Below are 19,066 nucleotides of genomic sequence, written 5' to 3'. Positions count from 1 at the left end.
CCCGGAGGACCAATGCAAGGACTTATGCTCAAGCAGGACTCTGCACTCGACCGGTATTTCAAGATATCCGAGCGGGGATCAAACATCTCGCGCGAGATCCGCGGAGGGTTTGCCACGTTCTTCGCCATGAGCTATATCGTGGTGCTGAATCCGCTGATCCTCTCCGGGCCGGACTCCTCGGGCGCCACGCTGGGCTTCCCCGCCGTCGCCGCCGTCACCGCGTTCGTGGCCGGCATCCTGACCATCCTCATGGGCGCGTGGGCCAAGCATCCCTTCGCCCTGGCCACCGGGCTCGGCGTCAACGCGTTCGTCGCCGTCACGGTGGCCACGAACCCCGGCCTGACCTGGCCGGACATGATGGGCCTGGTGATGCTCTCGGGCATCACCATGCTGATCCTGGTCCTCACCGGCTTCCGGACGGCCGTGTTCAAGGCCGTGCCGGAGGGGCTGAAGACCGCGATAGTGGTGGGCATCGGCCTGTTCATCGCCCTGATCGGCCTCGTCAACGCGGGCTTCGTGCGCCGCGTCCCGGATGTAGCAGGCACCACCGTCCCGGTCGGCCTGGGCTTCGACGGCAAGCTCCTGGGCTGGCCGACGTTCGTGTTCGTTTTCGGCCTGATCCTGACCATCGCGCTGGTGGTCCGCAAGGTCAAGGGCGCCATCCTGATCGGCATCGTGGCCTCGACCATCCTGTCCGTGATCCTGGAATCCATCCTGCACATCGGTCCCAGCTTTGACGGCAAGACCCACAACCCGCAGGGCTGGTCCCTCGTGGCACCGCAGTTCTCCGAGTGGGCGGCCCCGGACCTGTCCCTGATCGGCAAGGCCAACCCCTTCGGCGCCTTTGAACACCTCGGCTTCGTCGCGGCGACCCTGCTGGCGTTCGTGATCCTGCTCAGCATCTTCTTCGATGCCATGGGCACAATGGTGGGCCTGGCCACCGAGGCCGGCACCATCGACAAGGACGGCAACATCCCCAACGTCGACCGCGTGCTGCAGGTGGACGCCCTGGGCGCGATCATCGGCGGCGGCGCCTCCGTCTCCTCGAACCAGATCTACGTCGAGTCCGGCGCCGGCATCGGCGAAGGCGCACGCACCGGCCTGGCCTCCGTCGTCACCGGCCTGCTGTTCCTCGTGGCGATGTTCTTCACCCCGCTGATCAACCTCGTGCCGTTCGAGGCCGTGGCCCCCGCCCTCGTGGTCGTCGGTTTCATGATGGTCTCCCAGGTGGGCAAGATCGACTGGCAGGACTGGGGCATCGCGATCCCGGCTTTCCTGACCTTCACCCTCATGCCGTTCACGTACTCGATCGCCAACGGCCTGGGCGCCGGCTTCATCAGCTTCGTGCTGATCCGCCTGTTCGAGGGCCGGGGCCGCGAGGTGCACCCGCTCATGTGGGCCGTGGCGTCCGCGTTCCTGCTCTTCTTCGCGATCGGCCCGATCGAGGCCGCCCTGGGGATCCACTAACCGCCCGCTCCCGCCTTCCCGCCCGCCGGGTGGGCCCCGCCCACCGGGCGTGGGCCCACCCGGCGCTGTTTAACCGCCGTTAAGCCCAGTTTCCGGGATTCCGGACAGTCCTACCGCGGCCCGGCTGGTATTCCGGCCCGGGCTGCGGTGAGCTAGTGGCATGGTTTCTCCCGCGCTCCCCGTTGATGTCCCGCCCCAGCCCTGGACGGGCAGGTTCGACGGCGACGGCGACGAGCACCGGCGCTGGTGGCAGGCGGTGACCCCCTACGCTCCCCGCACGGTCCCGGTGGGTGTCCCTGCCGGGCGCCCCGCCGTCATCCTCGGCTTCGGCAGCGACGCCGGGGTGCGGCGCAACAAGGGCCGGACCGGCGCCGCGGCCGCCCCCGCCGCCATCCGGACCGCGCTCGGCCCGCTCGCGTTCCACCTGGCGCGGGCCGTGCACGACGCCGGCGACGTCACCGTGGCCGGGGACGCGCTCGAGGCAGGACAGGCACGTGCCGGGCTCGCGATCACCGGCCTGCTCGACGCGGGCCAGCTTCCCGTGGTGCTCGGCGGCGGGCACGAGACCGCCTTTGCGAGCTATCTCGGCGTGGCCGGGTCGGCGGCCGTGCGCGAGGGCCTGAGCGTCGGCGTGCTGAACCTCGATGCGCACTTCGACCTCCGTGACGAGCCGGTGCCCAGCTCCGGCACGCCGTTCCTCCAGATGGCCCGCGCCGAAGCCGTCGCCGGCCGCGAGCTGCGCTACGCCGTCATCGGGATTTCCGAGCCGAACAACACCCGTACGCTGTTCAAGACGGCCGACGAGCTCGGCGTGGACTACCTGCTGGACGAGGACTGCTCGGCGGACGCCGCGCAGGCGTTTGTGGCGGCCTTCCTGGCACAGGTGGACGCGGTGTACCTGACCATCGACCTGGACGTGCTGCCGGCCTCCGTGGCCCCCGGCGTGAGCGCCCCCGCGGCCTTTGGTGTGCCGCTGCCGGTGATCAGCGCCGTGTGCCGCCAGGTGGCCGCGAGCGGGAAACTCCTGCATCTGGATATCGCCGAGCTGAACCCGGAGTTCGACATCGACGGCCGCACCGCCAAAGTGGCTGCCCGGCTGGTCAATACGCTGCTGGGATAGGCGGCGGCCCGCACCCGGGCCCACGCCCCCGGCAATGCCCCCGAAACGCAGAAAGTCCCCGCCACGGCGGGGACTTTCCGGTGAAAACGCTCAGCCTAGCTGCGGCGGACCTGCACGCCGTCGGAGTGCAGGAAAAGCTGCGTCTCGGACGGCCCGGCGGGGACCAGCCAGAGCACATTCCCGCTTACCGAGACCTCTTCGACCTCACCGGCCGCAATGACCTGTGCGTGCTTGACAATTTCGACGCGTTCGCCGACCCGGAGGCCGCTCCAGTCGGAAACCGTAGCTGCGGATGCTAGGCGCCTGGACAGTACCGTGCCGCGTGCTTTCATAGAACTTCTACCCCTTTGTATGTGTTCTTTGCCACAACTTCGTTGGTGTGGACTCTCCATTTGTACTACAGTTCCCGGGCCCCCGCCGTCCGTGTCGCCAAAGATTTCGGGGGCACCGGGAATTGTTCAGCTGCCCTGCATTTTGTTTCTTCTCAGGCGAGATTTCCGACGGCGGATTCGGCCGCCGCCCGGACCTTGCCCGAGGCCACGAGGGCATCCGCCGCTTCGAGCTCCGGTGACAGGAACCTGTCGGTGCCCGGACCGTCGACGACGTCGCGCAGCACGGCGATCACGGCCGCGCCCGCAGGTCCCGGCGTGAGTTCGCCGCCGGAGAGCTGGGTGCGGATGTCCAGCGCCCGGGCCGAGGTCACCAGTTCGATCGCCAGGACCCGGCGCAGGTTCTCCACCGCGCGGCGCAGCTTGCGGGCCGCGTGCCAGCCCATGGAGACGTGGTCTTCCTGCATCGCCGAGCTCGGGATCGAGTCCACCGACGCCGGGACGGCCAGGCGCTTGTTGTCCGAGACCAGGCCGGCCTGAGTGTACTGGGCGATCATGAGACCGGAGTCGACGCCGGGGTCCGAGGCCAGGAAGGCGGGCAGCCCGTGCGAGCGGGCCGGGTCCAGCATCCGGTCGGTCCGGCGCTCGGCGATGGAGCTCAGGTCCGCGACGGCGATGGCCAGGAAGTCCAGCACGTAGGCCACCGGGGCGCCGTGGAAGTTGCCGTTGGAGCTGACCCGGCCGTCGGGCAGGACCACCGGGTTGTCGATCGCGGCGGCCAGTTCGCGGGAAGCGACCAGGGCGGCGTGGTCCACGGTGTCGCGGACGGCGCCGGCCACCTGGGGTGCGCAGCGCAGCGAGTAGGCGTCCTGGACCTTGGTGTCGTTGATCCGGTGCGAGGCCACGATCGGGGAGTTGGACAGCACACGGAGCATGTTGTCCGCGGCGGCGGCCTGGCCCGGGTGCGGGCGCAGCGCCGCGTGCAGCTCCGGCAGGAACACCTGGTCCGTGCCGAGCAGCGCCTCGACGCTGAGCGCGGCGGTGATGTCCGCCGTCGTGAGCAGCTGGCGGATGTCCGCGATGGCCATCAGGAGCATGCCGAGCATGCCCTCGGTGCCGTTGACGAGGGCCAGGCCCTCCTTTTCGGCCAGCGTGACGGGTTCGATGCTGTGCGCGGCGAGGAGCTCGGCGACCGGGCGGGCATCCTTGCTCCCGTACAGTGTGCCGTCGGGGCCGGTCGCCTCGCCTTCGCCCATCAGGACCAGGGCGCAGTGGGACAGCGGCGCGAGGTCGCCCGAGCAGCCGAGGGAGCCGAATTCGCGGACCACCGGGGTAATGCCGGCGTTGAGCACGTCCACCATGGTCTGCAGCACCACCGGGCGGACGCCGGTGCGGCCGGAGGCCAGGGTCTTGGCGCGCAGGAACATGATGCCGCGGACCACTTCGCGTTCCACGGCCGGGCCCATGCCGGCGGCGTGGCTGCGGATCAGGGATTTCTGCAGCTGGGTGCGCAGCTCGTTGGGGATGTGCCGGTTGGCCAGCGCCCCGAAGCCGGTGGAGATCCCGTAGGCCGGGACCTCGCTGTGGGCGAGGTCGTCGATGTGGGCGCGGACCTTGGCGACGGCGTCCAGGGCGTCCTGGGCGATGGTGACGTGGGCGTCGTGGCGGGCGACGGCGACGACGTCCTCAGGGGTGACACCGCTGGAGCCAAGGGTGACGGTGAGCGGTTCGTGGGTGGTGAGTGTCATAGAAATCTACCTAGGTCTAAGTGTTGGTTCGCCGTCCCCCGCCGATTGCTCCGTAACGGCCCTTTTCAAGGCTCAAAACGGCGTTTACGGAGCAATCGACGAGGTTTTCACGGGCTTGGTTAGCGGGTTTCTGGGGCCACGCGGACAGGGTTCCCTGGCCGAGCTTGCGAGGTCACGGAGTCCGTGGGGAACATGGGGATGCGGACGCCGCGTTCCTTGGCGACCTCGACGGCGCGGTCGTACCCGGCGTCGGCGTGGCGGATGACGCCCATGCCGGGATCGTTGGTCAGGAGGCGCGCGAGCTTTTCCGCGGCGAGGTCGGTGCCGTCGGCGACGGAGACCTGGCCGGCGTGGATGGAGCGGCCGATGCCGACCCCGCCGCCGTGGTGGATGGAAACCCAGGTGGCGCCGGAGGCCGTGTTAAGCAGGGCGTTGAGCAGCGGCCAGTCGGCGATCGCGTCGGAGCCGTCGGCCATTGCCTCGGTCTCGCGGTACGGGGAGGCGACGGAGCCGGAGTCGAGGTGGTCGCGGCCGATCACGATGGGCGCCTTGACCTTGCCCTCCTTGACGAGCTGGTTGAACAGCAGGCCGGCCTTGGCGCGTTCGCCGTAGCCGAGCCAGCAGATGCGGGCCGGCAGGCCTTCGAACTCGACCCGTTCGGCGGCGGCGTCGAGCCAGCGGTGCAGGTGCTTGTTCTCGGGGAAAAGCTCCTTGATGGCCTTGTCCGTGACCGCGATGTCCTCGGGGTCGCCGGACAGGGCCACCCAGCGGAACGGGCCGAGGCCCTCGCAGAACAGCGGCCGGATGTAGGCCGGGACGAAGCCGGGGAATTCGAAGGCGCGGTCGTAGCCGCCCTTGCGGGCCTCGTCGCGGATGGAGTTGCCGTAGTCGAAGACCTCGGCGCCGGCGTCCTGGAACTCGACCATCGCCTGGACGTGCTTGGCCATCGAGGCCTGGGCCTTCTTGGTGAAGCCTTCGGGATCGGCCGCGGCCTCGCTGTGCCATTCCTCGACCGTGATGCCCTCGGGCAGGTAGCTCAGGGGGTCGTGCGCGGAGGTCTGGTCCGTGACGATGTCGACGGTGAGTTCGCCGGCGTTGTGGCGGCGCAGGATCTCGGGGAAGACCTCGGCGGCGTTGCCGACGTAGCCCACGGACCAGCCGCGGCGTTCTTCCTTGGCCTTCAGGACCTTGGCGATCGCGGTGTCGAGATCCGTTTCGACCTCGTCGAGGTAGCGCTTCCCGGCCCGGCGGCGCAGGCGGGTCTCGTCGACGTCGACAATCAGGCAGGCGCCGTCGTTCAGGGTGACGGCGAGCGGCTGGGCGCCGCCCATGCCGCCGCAGCCGCCGGTGAGGGTCAGGGTGCCGGCGAGCGTGCCGTTCTCGTCCCCGGTGAGCTTGCGGGCGATCGCGGCGAAGGTCTCGAAGGTGCCCTGCAGGATGCCCTGCGTGCCGATGTAGATCCAGGACCCGGCGGTCATCTGGCCGTACATCATCAGGCCCTCGGCCTCGAGCCGGCGGAACTCGGGCCAGTTCGCCCAGTCGCCGACGAGGTTGGAGTTGGCCAGCAGCACGCGCGGCGCCCATTCGTTGGTGCGGAAGACACCGACCGGCTTGCCGGACTGGACCAGCAGGGTCTCGTCCTTTTCCATGGTTTCCAGGGTGCGGGTGATGGCGTCGAACGCGGCCCAGGACCGGACGGCGCGGCCGGTGCCGCCGTAGACCACCAAGTCATCGGGGCGCTCGGCGACCTCGGGGTCGAGGTTGTTCATGAGCATGCGCAGCGGGGCTTCCGTCTGCCAGCTCTTGGCGGTGAGCTCGGTGCCGCGGGCTGCCTTGACCGGGCGGGCACCGGTGGTGAAATCGGCGGGTGCCATGAGGGTCTCCTTTGTCGCTGGATATGTGGCCGGATGATGTCTGTTCGGACTGGTGTCCGGGTGCATCCGGAGGAATGAGGTTCTGTATCAACTAAAGCCCCTTCACGGCCGCGGAAACAGGGCCGCCGGAGGGGTGCTGTCCGGTATTCCAGACCCTTCCCCTTCCCCGTTGCGCCATCACTTCCGGCTGCTGAGTAGGGGGAGAAGGGGAGCCCTGCGTGATGGCGCAACCGGGGGTGGGGGTGGGCAACCGGTCAGGCGGGGCGGCCGTGGATCCGGACCGAGAGCTCGTTGGCGACCTTCTGGATCCGGGCGGCCAGGACCGGCCACTGATCCGCGGGCAGCTTGTCCTCCAGGAACGTCACGGCGACGGCGGCGGTGGGCCAGCCCACGTGGTCGGTCACGGCGGCGGCGATCGAACCGAATCCGGGCGTCACCTCGCCGTGCTCTGTGGCGTAGCCGCGCTGGCGGACCTGGTCCAGATGCGAGGACAGCGCGGAGTACTTCATGATGGGCGATTCGGTTTCGTGCCGGGCCGTGAAGGCGGCAGCGTTCGGGTACAGCGCCCGCACCTGCGACTTCGGCAGCGCGGCGAGGATGGCCCGTCCGCTGGCCGTGAGATGGCTGGGCAGCCGGACGCCGACGTCGGTCACCAGGGACGGCCGGTTCTTGGCCCGTTCCTCCACGATGTAGAGCACGTCGCGGCCGTGCAGCACCGCCAGGTGCGCGCTTTCGCCGATCACGTCCACGAGCGAGGCGAGCATGGGCCGGCCCAGCCGGGACAGCGGCTCCTGCCGGGAATACGCCGAGCTGAGTTCGAAGGCGCTGATGCCCAGGCCGTAGCGCTGCTCCTCGTGCAGGTGCAGCACGAAGCCGTTCGCCTCCATCACCCCGAGCAGGTGGTAGACGCTGGAACGCGGCAGTCCCAGCGCGGTGGCAATGTTCGACGCCGCCATCGGCCCGCGCCGCGAAGCCAGCAGCTTGAGGATGCGCAGCGTGTTCTCGGCGGCCGGTACCTTCGACGCCGCCTTGGTGCCGGCCGTCCTGTGGACGGCCTTGGGCGCGGGCGTGTCAGGCGCTGCGGACAACGTGGCGGCGGCGGGGCTCACTGCGGTGCTGGTGGGTGGCATTGATCCTCTTCACGGTCGGGCGGTGTCCGGTATCCCGTACTTAAGCATGCGCCCGGCGACGGTCAACCGACAGCCTCCCACGGGAACGGCTGTCTGGAATGCCGGACAAGTGCCGGAAGGCGGCGGAGGGCTTTTGCCCCTTCCGGTTCGCGGACAACCGGCGGCAGGACGGACTACGATCGGTTCATGAAGCACACGTGGGAAGCTTCCGCGGACGGCATCATGGCTCTTCCGTCCGGCCGGCTCGTTCGTGGCCGCGGCCTGCACTACCCCCTTCCGGCCGGGCCGTTTCCCGAGTTCGGCGTGTATTTGCTCGGCAAGCAGCCGCCGCCCGTGGGTTGGGAGTCCCGATGGGTGCCCTGGCCCGACCTTCGGCTGCCTGTCGACCAGCCGGACGCCCTGGAGGCATTCCGGGAGGCCTGGCGCCGGGCCGAGTCCGAACGGGTTGAAGTGGCCTGCTGGCGCGGGATCGGCAGGACCGGCACCGCGCTGGCCTGCATCGCGATCCTCGACGGAGTCCCGCCCGGCCAGGCCGTGTCCTACGTCCGCCGCCAGTACCGGCGCCGGACAGTGGAAACCCCGTGGCAGCGGCAGTACGTCGCCCGCTTCCCGGCCGGGACACCGTAGGCGGCGACGGCCCGGCCCCTCCGGCTCAAATGGTGACGACGGCCTTCCCGCGGAGGTGGCCTGCGCGCAGGTCACGGATGGCCGCCGGCGCGTCCGCCAGGGCGTAGCATTTGCCGACGACGGGGGTCACCGCGCCCGCCTCGATGAGCCCGGTCAGGAACCGGAGGTCCTCCGCCCGTTCTGCGGCCATGACGCCCGTGAGCCGCTGGCGGACAAACACGGAGAGCAGTCCCGCGCCCAGCGAGCGTCCAAAGCCTCCGGCCAGCCGCCCACCGCCTTCCCCGCCGACGATCGCGAGCGTTCCCTTCGGCTTGAGCGCCCGCCGCAGGACGCTGAGCGGGCGGTTGCCGGCGGTGTCCACAATGAGGTCGAACTGCCGGGATCCGTCCGCGAAATCGTCATGCGTGTAGTCGATGACGTGGTCCGCGCCGATCGAGCGGACCAGATCGATTTTCGCGGTGCTGCACACCCCCGTCACCTGCGCCCCGAACGCCTTGGCGAGCTGCACCGCGTACGCGCCGACACCGCCGGCCGCGCCGATGACGAGGACCTCCTGCCCGGCCTGGATCCTGCCGGCATTCCGGAGCGCCTGCAGGGCCGTGACGGCAGAGATCGGGACGGCTGCGGCCTGTTCGAAGCTGAGGTTTTTCGGCTTCAGCGCGAGCCGGCCTTCCTTCGCGCACGCGTATTCGGCGAAGGATCCCTCACAGGTGCCGTACACCTCATCCCCGGTCCGGAAGCCGACGACATTCCGGCCGACAGCCTCCACCCGGCCGGCCACGGCCCGGCCCCGGATGCGGGTCTTCGGTTTCCTGAGCCCGTAGCCCACCACGCGGGTCAGGTACGGAAGGCCCGTCATGAGGTGCCAGACGCCCTGGTCGACGCCGGCCGCCCGGACCCGGATCAGCACGTCGTCGTCGCCGGGCACGGGGGCGTCGACGTCGCGCAGTTCCAGTACCTCAACGGAACCGTAAACATCCTGGACGATCGCTTTCATGGTGCTTCTCCTCTGGGTCAGCTCGCCATTCCGTAACCGCAGGCGCCGGCGACACCTTGAATGTGAAGAAATCCTGACATGTTGTCAAGCTCTTTCGCCGCTCCCCCGCCGGTTGGGGTTCGACGACGGCGGCGGCCGGCGCCGCGCGCGGTGCGGTGCGGTGCGCGGTGCGCCGCACAGTCTGAAATCAAAGACACCAAGTTCCCGTGAAACTCATCACAGCAAGGCCGGACATGGTCTGCTGGATAGCGATCCCCCTCCCAATGACGAGAAGGTATTCGCATGCAACAAGCCCAAACCGCCACGAAGCCGGCGCCCGCCGAAGCAGGCACCGGCAATGCCGTCACCGCCGCCGGCGCAGCCGTCGACTCCGTTCTCAGCCGGGGACTCAACGTCCGCCACATCCGTTTCATGGCTCTGGGCTCGGCGATCGGCACGGGGCTGTTCTATGGCTCCGCCTCAGCCATCCAGAAGGCCGGCCCCGCCGTCCTGCTGGCCTACATGATCGGCGGCGCCGCGGTCTTCATGGTGATGCGCGCCCTCGGCGAAATGGCGGTGCGGCATCCGGTGTCCGGGTCCTTCGGCCAGTATGCGAGCCGCTACCTGGGCCCGCTGGCCGGGTTCGTGACGGGCTGGACCTATGTCTTTGAGATGGCGATCGTGGCCATCGCGGATGTCACGGCGTTCAGCATCTACATGGGATTCTGGTTCCCCGACGTGGAGCGCTGGGTCTGGATCCTGGCCATCATCTTCTTCCTGGCTGCCCTGAACCTGCTCAGCGTCAGGGTGTTCGGCGAGCTGGAATTCTGGTTCTCCCTGATTAAGGTGTCGGCCATCATCGCCATGATCGCGGGCGGGGCGGCGATCATCGTCTTCGGCTTCCAGGCCGGCGGCGCCACCGTGGCGCCCGGGCTCGGCAACCTGGTGGACCACGGTGGCCTGTTCCCCAACGGGTTCGAAGGCCTCCTCGCCTCCTTCGCCGTCGTGATGTTCGCGTTTGGCGGCATCGAGACCCTCGGCATCACCGCCGGCGAGGCCGCCGATCCGAAGAAAGTCATCCCTAAGGCGGTCAACACCGTTCCCGTCCGGGTCCTGCTGTTCTATGTGCTGACCCTCGGCGTGCTGATGAGCCTGTTTCCGTGGGACGAAATTGGCAGCAACGGCAGCCCGTTCGTGCAGATCTTCAGCGGCCTGGGCATCCCCGCCGCACCCCACATCCTCAACGCCGTGGTGATCACGGCGGCGCTCTCTGCAGTCAACAGCGACATCTTCGGCGCCGGCCGGATCCTTTTCGGCCTGGCCCGGCAGGGCCACGCACCGGCGAGCTTCGGCAAGGTTTCCCGTCACGGGGTGCCGTGGATGACCGTGGTGATGATGACCGGCATTCTGCTGGTGGGGGTGGTGCTGAACGCCGTGATCCCGGAAGACGTCTTCCTGCTGATCGCCTCGATCGCCACCTTCGCGACCGTGTGGGTCTGGGCCATGATCCTGGCATCCCATGTCGCCATGAAACGCGAGATCGCCCGCAAGTCCCTGCCGGCGTCGGAGTTCCCGTCACCGTGGTGGCCCGCGGCCTCCATACTGACCATCGCGTTCATGGCCCTGGTAATCGTGATTCTGGGCGCCTTCGAGGACACCCGGGTGGCGCTGTATGTGGGAGCCGCCTGGCTCTGCGTCCTGGTACTTGCCTACCGGCTCTGGGTCCGCGGCCACGGCCGGGCGCGGGCGGACCTGGTCGACGAAACCGCCCAACTCCCGCAGGTTCCCGCCGGGCGGTGATGGGGCCTCGCCCTCAAGGGATCAGGACGCTCCCGGGCGGGCTCACGGGGTTAGGATCAGGCATGGTCCCCGCCACCAACCTCCTGGCCTTTGCCCTTGCCGCCCTCGTGCTCATCGCCATCCCGGGGCCCAGCGTGCTGTTCGTGATCGGACGGACGTTGGCCCTGGGACGCAGGGGCGGGCTGTTGAGCGTCCTGGGAAACGCGGCCGGAGAGGTGGTGCAGATCGCCGCCGTGGCCCTGGGCGTCGGCGTGGTGCTGGCCCAGTCCCTGCTGCTGTTCAGCGTGGTGAAATTCGCCGGCGCCGCCTATCTGGTCTACCTCGGGATCCAGGCGATCCGGCACCGCGGCGGTGGCGCGGCGACGGCGTCGTCCTCGAACCCGGCCTCAACCGCCCGCGTGCTCCGGGAGGGCTTCATCGTCGGCGCGACCAACCCCAAGTCGATTGTGTTCTTCGTGGCGGTGCTTCCCCAGTTCGTGGACTACTCGGCCGGGGCGATTCCCGTGCAGCTCGCCACCTTGGGTGCGGTCTTCCTGCTCATTGCCCTGGTCTCGGACAGCACGTGGTCCCTCGCGGCCGGGACGGCCCGGCACTGGTTTGCCCGCTCCCCCCGGCGGATCGCCGTTCTCAGCACCACCGGCGGCGTGATGATGATCGGATTGGGCGGCACGCTCGCACTGGTGGGCAACTCCGCGGAGTTCCAGCCGGGCGACTAGCCGGACAGCCGACGCCGGCAACCCGGCCAGGCAGCCCGGCCGGGCGGCCCCGCGCCCCGGCGGGCAACCCGTGCGGGCTACCGCGCGGACCAGCCGCCGTCCATCGTGTAGCTGGCGCCGGTGACCATGCCGGCGTCGTCGGATGCCAGCCACGCCACCAGGGACGCCACTTCCTCGGGTTCCACGAGCCGCTTGACCGCTGATTCGGTCAGCATGATCTTGGCCAGCACCTCGGACTCCGGGATGCCGTGCACCTTGGCCTGGTCCGCGATCTGCGATTCAACCAGGGGCGTGCGGACGTAGCCGGGGTTGATGCAGTTGGAGGTCACGCCGTGCGCCCCGCCTTCGAGCGCCGTCACCTTGCTCAGGCCCTCAAGCCCGTGCTTGGCCGAGACATAGGCGCTCTTGAACGGCGAGGCCCGGAGCCCGTGCACGGAGGACAGGTTGATGATGCGGCCGAAGTTGTTGGCGTACATGTGCGGCAACGCGGCCCGGATCAGCAGGAACGGGGCCTCCAGCATGAGGGTGATGATGCGGCGGAAGTCGGCCGGATCGAACTCCTCGATGGGGCTGATGCGCTGGATTCCGGCGTTGTTCACCAGGATGTCGCAGTCCAGGCTGAGCGTCTGGAGGGATTCGACATCGAGCAGGTTGACGGCCCACGCGGTGCCGCCGACCTCGTCGGCGAGCGCGGCGGCGGCGGACTCGTCCATATCCGCGATCACCACTTTGGCCCCGCGTGCCGTGAGGGCCCGGACGCTTGCCGCGCCGATCCCGCCGGCGCCGCCGGTGATAAGGGCCTTGCGTCCGTTCAGCGTGTTTTCCATAACTCAGCCTTCCGTGTCAAAAATTCGATGAGGCGGCCGGCTCCAGCGTGGCTGGAGCCGGCCCAAAACTCAAGCAGCTCAGCGGGTGGCTGCTACGGGCAGGCCTTCGCGTTCGGCGTCGGCCCGGTCCACGTCCTCCAGCGCGATGCCCTTGGTTTCCTTCAGGCTCAGCACTGCGACGGTGGTGATGGCGCAGGCGACCAGCAGGTAGATCGCGGTGGGCAGCCAGGAGCCGGTGTCCTTGAGCCACTGGGTGGCCAGGAGCGGCGCCAGCGAACCGGCGAAGATCGAGGTGACCTGCGAGCCAAGGGAGACCCCGGCGTAGCGCATCCGGGTCGGGAACAGCTCCGACATGAGGGCCGGCTGGCCGGCATACATGAAGGCGTGCAGGCACAGGCCGATCGTGACGGCCAGGACGATGATCACCGGGTTGCGGGTGTCGAACATCGGGAAGGCGAAGAACGGCCAGGTGGCACCGGTGACGGCACCGACGAGGTAGACCGGCTTCCGGCCCCAGCTGTCCACGAGGCGCCCGACCTGCGGGATGACCAGGAAGTGGACGACGTGGGCGATCAGCAGTGCCAGCAGCAGCGAGGAGGTGTCGTACTTGTGCACGGACTTCAGGTAGACGATCGCGAAGCTGACCACAAGGTAGTACATGATGTTTTCCGCGAACCGGAGCCCCATGGCCTGCAGGATGCCCTTGGGGTATTCGCGGATGACTTCGCGGACGCCGTAGCTGGCGGACTGATTCTCTTCCAGCTGGGCCTTGGCCTCGAGGAAGATGGGCGATTCGGAGACGTGGGTGCGGATGTAGTAGCCGACGAACACGATCACGGCGGAAAGCCAGAACGCCACCCGCCAGCCCCAGCTGAGGAAGTCGGCGGAGCTGAGCACGTTGGACATGATGAACAGGACCAGCGTAGCCAGCAGGTTGCCCACGGGAACGGCGGCCTGGGGCCAGCTGGACCAGAAGCCACGGGACTTGTTGGGGCTGTGCTCGGCGACGAGCAGGACTGCGCCGCCCCATTCGCCGCCGAGGGCGAAGCCCTGGATGAAGCGCAGGAGGACCAGCAGCGCCGGCGCCAGGTAGCCGAGGGTGGCGAAGCCCGGGAGGCAGCCCATCAGGAAGGTGGAGACACCGATGATGATGATGGTGAGCTGCAGGGTGGGCTTGCGGCCGAGCTTGTCGCCGATCTGGCCGAAGACAATGCCGCCCAGGGGACGGGCCACGAAACCGACGGCGTAGGTCAGGAACGCCTGGATGATGCCGTCCAGTTCGTTGCCCGTGGCGGGGAAGAAGTACTTGCCGAACACCAGGGTGGCGGCGGTGGCGTAGAGGAAGAATTCGTACCACTCGACGACGGTTCCCACCATCGATGCGGCGACGATTTTCTTGAGCCCGGAACCCTTGGATGCGGGTGCTGCGGCGGTCGTTGCAGAGCGTTCGTGTACGCTCATCTGGTTCTCCTTAGTGTCCACGGTGACACGCGCTGTGACGCACAGCACTGAAATGGCTTCATTGAGTATTGCCGCACATTCACGGCGGTTCAATGCCCAAACCAGCACCTGCTATGTGCAGAATTGCAGATATGAACGCCAATCCCGATGACCTGTTGGTCCTGCTCGCGGTCTCCCGCTCGGCGAAATTTACGACGGCGGCACAGACGCTCGGACTGAACCACACCACCGTTTCCCGCCGGATCGCGGCGCTGGAGAAGGCGCTGGGCGGCCGCGTGCTCTCCCGCGCCGCCGGTGGCTGGGAGCTCACCGAGCTCGGTGCCGAGGCCGTTCGGGTGGCCGAGCAGGTCGAGAGCGCCGTGCGCACCCTGGAGCAGCCCGGGCACACCCCGGACCCCATCACCGGCGTCGTACGGATGACCGCGACGGATGGATTCAGCGCCTACATCGCTGCCCCGGCCGTGGCCCGGCTCCGCCGCGACCATCCCGGCCTCAGCGTCGAGATCATCACCGTGACGCGCCGAGCGCTCCAGCAGCGGTCCGGCCTGGACATCGAGGTGGTGGTCGGCGAGCCGCAGGTGCACCGGGCAGAGGCCGCGCGGCTCGGCGAGTACATGCTGGGAATGTATGCCTCCCGCGGCTACCTCGCCGAGTACGGCACCCCGGCCACCGTGGAGGAACTGACGGCCCACTCGCTGGTTTACTTCGTCGACTCGATGCTGCAGGTGGACGATCTGGACGCCCCGCGGCGGCTGGTGCCCACCATGCGGGACGGGCTGAGCTCCACCAACGTCTTCGTCCACGTGGAGGCCACCCGGGCCGGCGCCGGGATTGGGTTCCTGCCCTGTTTCGCGGCCGACCTGCATCCGGACTTGGTCCGGCTCCTGCCGGACGAATTCGCGGAGCTGCTGCCCTATTGGATGGTGCTCCGGCCCGATTCGATGCGCCGGCCGGCAGTGGCCGCGCTCGTGCAGGCGCTGCGGGAGCAGACCGCGGCGCACCGCGATGCCCTGCTGGGCCGGGGAGCAACCCCATCGATTGCTCCATAGCCGCCGTTATGGAGTCGCAAAAGGGCAGCTACGGAGCAGTCGGCGTCCCTGCACGGGGCCCAGCCGGGGGTTCGGCGGGCGGCTCAGCGAGGACGGGCGGCTCAGCGAGAACGGGCGGCTCAGCGAGGACGGGCCTCTTCGGGTCGCGCCGGACGGCGGCGCCGGCCGCGAACGCCCGCACCTTTTCGTCGTTCCAGATGTGGGCAGGCACCGCACCGCCGAGCAGGCGCCGCGCGAGGCCGGGGTCGTCGTCGAACGGGACATCGCTGCCGGCCATGACCATGTTGCCGTAGCGCCGGCCCTTCAGCATGGCCGGATCCGCGATGATCACGGTGTAGGCAAAGGCGTCGGCGATGGTGGCGGCGTCCTCGCGGGCATTCTTGAGGTCCGGGGCGTCGCCGGAGTTGACCACATATATCCCGCCGGGGGCCAGGACGCGCTTGGCGTGCTCGACGAAATCCTTGGTGGTCAGCGGCCGCGGGGTCAGCGAGCCGGCGAAGACGTCGCGGATGATCAGGTCCCGGGTCTGCGGGGTCAGGCTCTCGGTGACCTCGCGGGCCTCTCCCACGCGCAGGCGCAGCAGCGGCGCCTTGGGCAGGTCGAACCAGCCCCGGACATAGTCGGCGAGCTTGCCGTCCAGCTCCACCACCACCTGGCGGGCGTCCGGATAGGCGGCGTGGAAATAGCGCGCCAGTGAGCATGCACCCCCGCCAAGGTGCAGGGCGCGCAGCTTGGGCCGGGGCTCCCGCGGCCAGCGCGACTCCACCAGGGCTGCCATCCAGCGCATGTACTCGAAGTCGAGGAACAACGGGTCCGCGAGGTCAATGTGCGAGCTCATGACGCCGTTGATGCGCAGGAGCCAGCCGGTGGAATTGTCCTGGTCCGGGATCAGCTCGCAGTCCCCGGTATCGATGTAGTACACCCCGGCCAGAGGACCGGCAGGGCGGGAACCGTTAGGCACTTCCACCACTCCCGGCCCGGCGGTTTGGGCGCCCCGCCCTTTGCCCCGCTTGGCCATCAGCTATCCCCCGCATTGTGCATGCTTCAACCCTAGTTCACCGGCGGCCCCGCCCCCTGCCCCGGACGGGCGGGCCGCGGCCAGCCCGCGGGACCAAAGCCCCTACCCATTCCCGGGCCGCAGGGTTCTACTGGGGCTGCACATAGTGCCGGGCGAAGGGGTGCGTCCGACGAGCCGGGAGGAAAAATGTCGGCACCCACAGGGCAGCAGGGCGGCACCGTGGCGGTCGGCTACGGCGGGTCCGGGGCCGCCCAACTCGCCGTTCGCTGGGCGGCCGAATACGCGGCCGCGGCCGGGCTGGACCTCCTGGTGATCCATGCCTGGGTGTGGCCGGTCTTCACCAAGAACCTGGGCCCCGTCAAAGGGGTGGCCGGGAGCGGGCTGCGGCACTCCGCGGAAGCCGTCCTCGCCGAGGGCATCGAGCTGGCACGCGCCGCCGCCCGCGAAGCTGCCGGCGACGCGCCGCCGGGGACCGAGCGCACTGTTACCGGCCCGGACCCGGAACGCCCGGGCCCCGACGTCGACGGCGTCATGGAGGCCGGGCTCCCGGCGCCCGTGCTGCGCGACGCCGCCCGGGACGCACGGCTGCTGGTAGTGGGCAGCCGGGGCCTCGGCGCCGTCCTGGGCCAGGTGGCCGGCTCTGTCTGCATCGATCTGGCCGGCTCGGCGCCCTGCCCGGTGATGATAATCCGACGCCCGCGCCGCCGGGCCCACCCCGTCGTCGTGGGAGTCGATGCCTCGCCCCGCAGCCCCGCCACCGTGGCCGAGGCCATCCGGCTGGCCAAAGTCCTCGGCGCCCCGCTGCACCTCGTCCACGTCGATCCGATGCGCGGCGGGGCTAGGGAAGAGCACGGCCGCCATGCCCTGCTCCACGGCCAAGAGCTGGTCGACCGCGCCATCGACGAGGCCCGCGGGATGGCGCCCGGGCTGGAGGTTACCGGCGCCCTGCGTGAGGGCCATGGGGCCCGGGAGCTCCTCGACGCCGCGGACGACGCCGACGTCCTGGTGCTCGGGACCCACAACCCTGCGGCCGGGGCCGGCAACACGGTCTCCGCCGTGCTGCACAAGGCGCGCTGCAACGTGCTGGTCACCCGCTAGCCGCCGCGGGCGCAACCGATTCGGACCTGCAGACGCTGCAAAGAAGGAGGCCGCGGTGCGAGCATGGCAAGTTGGACTTCCGGGGCCCATGTCCAGCGGGCCCCTCGTGGCCGCCGACCGCCCGGATCCTGTGCCGGGACGCGGCGAAGTCCTGCTGAAAGTGCGGGTCTGCGGTGTGTGCCGCACGGACTTGCACCTGGCCGAGGGCGATCTCACTCCGCGGCACCCCGGGATCATCCCCGGCCACGAAGTGGTGGGTGAGGTGATCGGGCAGGGGCCGGGGGCCGCCAGGTTCGGCCTCGGCGAACGGGTGGGCGTGGCCTGGCTGGGCGGCACCTGCGGCGCCTGCCGGTTCTGCGTGCGCGGCCAGGAAAACCTCTGTCTGTCCCCCACGTTTACCGGCTGGGACCGCGACGGCGGGTACGCCGAGCTCATCACCGTCGCGGAGAACTTCGCCTACCGGATCCCGGAGACGTTCAGCGATGAGGAGGCTGCGCCGCTCCTGTGCGCAGGCATCATTGGCTACCGGGCCCTGACCCGGGCCGAACTGCCGATCGGCGGACGGCTGGGCATTTATGGGTTCGGCGGCTCCGCGCATCTGGCGGCCCAAATCGCCCTCTACCGGGGTGCCCGCGTGTACGTCATGACCCGGTCCGCGCAGGCGCGCGCGCTGGCCCTGGACCTGGGCGCGACGTTCGTGGGCGGGGCCGAGGAGGAACCGCCCGATCCCCTGGATGCCGCGATCCTCTTCGCCCCCGCGGGCGGGCTGGTGCCGGTTGCGCTCCGGGCCCTGGACCGCGGCGGAACGCTCGCCGTCGCGGGCATCCACCTGAGCGATATTCCGCCGCTGCACTACGCCGAAGAACTCTTCGAAGAGCGCCAGTTGCGCAGTGTCACGGCCAACACCAGGGCCGACGGCGAGGAGTTCTTCCGGATCGCCGCCGAGATCCCACTCCGCCCGACCACTGTGGCATACCCGTTCGCGGTCGCGGACCGCGCCCTGCGGGACCTGGCGGAGGACCGGATCACCGGAGCGGCCGTGCTGCACATGGACGCGACGTAGCCCGGAGCCATCGCAGGCAAGTTGCCGCACCGACGCCGGGGACACGCTTCGGCGCGTCAGCCCGGCGTCCCGGCGGAATTCGTGCTCCTGGCCCGCCGGAGCAGCACCTTCTCGCCGCCCACCCGCACCAGCACCGGAGCCGCGTCCCCGGGGGCGGCGGACACCCGCAGGCGGTCCGGTCCGAGGTGCACGGCCAGCAACTGGTCACGGTAGCGGACCTGGAACTCCACCCGGGACAGCTCGGCCGGCAGCCTCGGGGTGAAGTCCAAGGCGTCCCGGGTGATCCGCAGCCCGGCGAAGCTGCGCTGGACCACATCGATCGAGCCTGCCATGGCGCCCAGGTGGATGCCCGCGCGCGTGGTGCCGCCCTGCGTATCGTCCAGGTCCGTGTCCAGGGCTTCCCGGAAGGTCGCCCACGCCCGCTCCGGGTTGTGCTGCGCCAGCACCGAGGCATGGGTGACCCGGCTAAGGGTGGAGCCGTGCGCGGTCCGGGCCAGGTAAAAGTCCACGGTGGCCGCGATCTGCGCCGGCTCGACGTCGTAGCCCAGCCGGCGCAGGAACCCCAGGAGCGCGGTGACAGGCGTGGATGCGGGCGGGAACGCCGTCGGCGTCCCCGGCAACAGCAGGACCGCGACGCCGGCGGCGAGCAGCCCGAGCGCGGCCACGACGGCCGCGATCACTATCAGCCGGCGCCGGCCGCCGCCAATCATGGGCCGCATGGTTCACGGTGGCCCCCCGGTCACGGCCGGTCCAGTGCTGAAAG

17 protein-coding genes are annotated in these 19,066 nt (G+C 69.5%); 8 read left to right on the top strand and 9 right to left on the bottom strand.

What is annotated here, in order from left to right; translation table 11 throughout:
• Window positions 1–24 precede the first annotated feature (24 nt).
• Window positions 25–1,467 carry an NCS2 family permease gene (locus tag B5X90_RS09420; RefSeq protein ID WP_079552278.1) on the top strand — a complete coding sequence of 481 codons (1,443 nt, stop codon included), beginning with the start codon at window positions 25–27 and terminating at the stop codon, window positions 1,465–1,467.
• Between the two features lie 160 nt (window positions 1,468–1,627).
• Window positions 1,628–2,587, top strand: coding sequence for a formimidoylglutamase (hutG, locus tag B5X90_RS09415; RefSeq protein ID WP_079552276.1), 960 nt, complete (start codon window positions 1,628–1,630; stop codon window positions 2,585–2,587).
• Between the two features lie 95 nt (window positions 2,588–2,682).
• Here hutG and B5X90_RS09410 read toward each other — a convergent pair whose 3' ends face one another.
• The 4 genes from B5X90_RS09410 to B5X90_RS09395 form a co-directional block, all read right to left on the bottom strand.
• A complete protein-coding gene (locus B5X90_RS09410) occupies window positions 2,683–2,919 on the bottom strand; it encodes a hypothetical protein (RefSeq protein ID WP_079552274.1) in 237 nt (78 codons plus the stop codon).
• A gap of 152 nt (window positions 2,920–3,071) precedes the next feature.
• Complete coding sequence (gene hutH / locus B5X90_RS09405) at window positions 3,072–4,664, bottom strand: histidine ammonia-lyase (protein WP_079552272.1); 1,593 nt, start codon at window positions 4,662–4,664, stop codon at window positions 3,072–3,074.
• Window positions 4,665–4,783: 119 nt separating this feature from the next.
• Window positions 4,784–6,538, bottom strand: a complete 1,755-nt coding sequence (gene hutU, locus B5X90_RS09400; RefSeq protein ID WP_079552270.1) for a urocanate hydratase — start codon at window positions 6,536–6,538, stop codon at window positions 4,784–4,786.
• A 254-nt stretch (window positions 6,539–6,792) separates the two neighbouring features.
• Window positions 6,793–7,668 (bottom strand): IclR family transcriptional regulator, encoded by an 876-nt coding sequence (locus tag B5X90_RS09395; protein WP_256860145.1) that lies wholly within the window; start codon window positions 7,666–7,668, stop codon window positions 6,793–6,795.
• Window positions 7,669–7,854: 186 nt separating this feature from the next.
• On the opposite strand from B5X90_RS09395, the gene B5X90_RS09390 reads away from it, so the two are divergent.
• Entirely contained in the window at window positions 7,855–8,295 is a 441-nt protein-coding gene (locus tag B5X90_RS09390) for a protein-tyrosine phosphatase family protein (RefSeq protein WP_079552268.1), read from the top strand.
• 25 nt (window positions 8,296–8,320) lie between these two features.
• On the opposite strand, the gene B5X90_RS09385 is transcribed toward B5X90_RS09390, so the two are convergent.
• Window positions 8,321–9,292, bottom strand: a complete 972-nt coding sequence (locus B5X90_RS09385) for an NAD(P)-dependent alcohol dehydrogenase (protein WP_079552266.1) — start codon at window positions 9,290–9,292, stop codon at window positions 8,321–8,323.
• Window positions 9,293–9,574: 282 nt separating this feature from the next.
• Between B5X90_RS09385 and B5X90_RS09380 the strand changes: the two genes are divergently transcribed.
• Window positions 9,575–11,071: an amino acid permease gene (locus tag B5X90_RS09380; protein WP_079552264.1), complete on the top strand. Its 1,497-nt coding sequence runs from the start codon at window positions 9,575–9,577 to the stop codon at window positions 11,069–11,071.
• A 62-nt stretch (window positions 11,072–11,133) separates the two neighbouring features.
• Entirely contained in the window at window positions 11,134–11,787 is a 654-nt protein-coding gene (locus B5X90_RS09375; RefSeq protein ID WP_079552262.1) for a LysE family translocator, read from the top strand.
• A 77-nt stretch (window positions 11,788–11,864) separates the two neighbouring features.
• Here the strand turns inward: B5X90_RS09375 and B5X90_RS09370 are convergent, their stop codons facing one another.
• Window positions 11,865–12,614, bottom strand: a complete 750-nt coding sequence (locus B5X90_RS09370) for a 3-hydroxybutyrate dehydrogenase (RefSeq protein WP_079552260.1) — start codon at window positions 12,612–12,614, stop codon at window positions 11,865–11,867.
• A 78-nt stretch (window positions 12,615–12,692) separates the two neighbouring features.
• The gene (locus B5X90_RS09365; protein ID WP_079552258.1) at window positions 12,693–14,075 is read right to left on the bottom strand and encodes an MFS transporter; all 1,383 of its coding nucleotides are present in this window, start codon (window positions 14,073–14,075) and stop codon (window positions 12,693–12,695) included.
• Between the two features lie 131 nt (window positions 14,076–14,206).
• On the opposite strand from B5X90_RS09365, the gene B5X90_RS09360 reads away from it, so the two are divergent.
• Window positions 14,207–15,124 (top strand): LysR family transcriptional regulator, encoded by a 918-nt coding sequence (locus tag B5X90_RS09360; protein WP_079552256.1) that lies wholly within the window; start codon window positions 14,207–14,209, stop codon window positions 15,122–15,124.
• A 28-nt stretch (window positions 15,125–15,152) separates the two neighbouring features.
• On the opposite strand, the gene B5X90_RS09355 is transcribed toward B5X90_RS09360, so the two are convergent.
• Window positions 15,153–16,142, bottom strand: coding sequence for a spermidine synthase (locus B5X90_RS09355; protein WP_079552254.1), 990 nt, complete (start codon window positions 16,140–16,142; stop codon window positions 15,153–15,155).
• 186 nt (window positions 16,143–16,328) lie between these two features.
• On the opposite strand from B5X90_RS09355, the gene B5X90_RS09350 reads away from it, so the two are divergent.
• Together B5X90_RS09350 and B5X90_RS09345 are read left to right on the top strand one after the other, a co-directional pair.
• Entirely contained in the window at window positions 16,329–17,240 is a 912-nt protein-coding gene (locus tag B5X90_RS09350; RefSeq protein WP_079552252.1) for a universal stress protein, read from the top strand.
• A gap of 55 nt (window positions 17,241–17,295) precedes the next feature.
• A complete protein-coding gene (locus tag B5X90_RS09345; RefSeq protein ID WP_079552250.1) occupies window positions 17,296–18,303 on the top strand; it encodes a zinc-dependent alcohol dehydrogenase family protein in 1,008 nt (335 codons plus the stop codon).
• Window positions 18,304–18,359: 56 nt separating this feature from the next.
• On the opposite strand, the gene B5X90_RS09340 is transcribed toward B5X90_RS09345, so the two are convergent.
• Window positions 18,360–19,022: a glycosyl hydrolase family 65 protein gene (locus tag B5X90_RS09340; RefSeq protein ID WP_256860144.1), complete on the bottom strand. Its 663-nt coding sequence runs from the start codon at window positions 19,020–19,022 to the stop codon at window positions 18,360–18,362.
• Window positions 19,023–19,066 lie beyond the last annotated feature (44 nt).

The sequence above is a fragment of the Arthrobacter sp. 49Tsu3.1M3 genome (assembly GCF_900168135.1).
GTDB lineage: Bacteria > Actinomycetota > Actinomycetes > Actinomycetales > Micrococcaceae > Arthrobacter.
The sequence above is the reverse complement of the archived record's forward strand: the minus strand, read 5'-3'. Positions and strand labels throughout refer to the sequence as shown.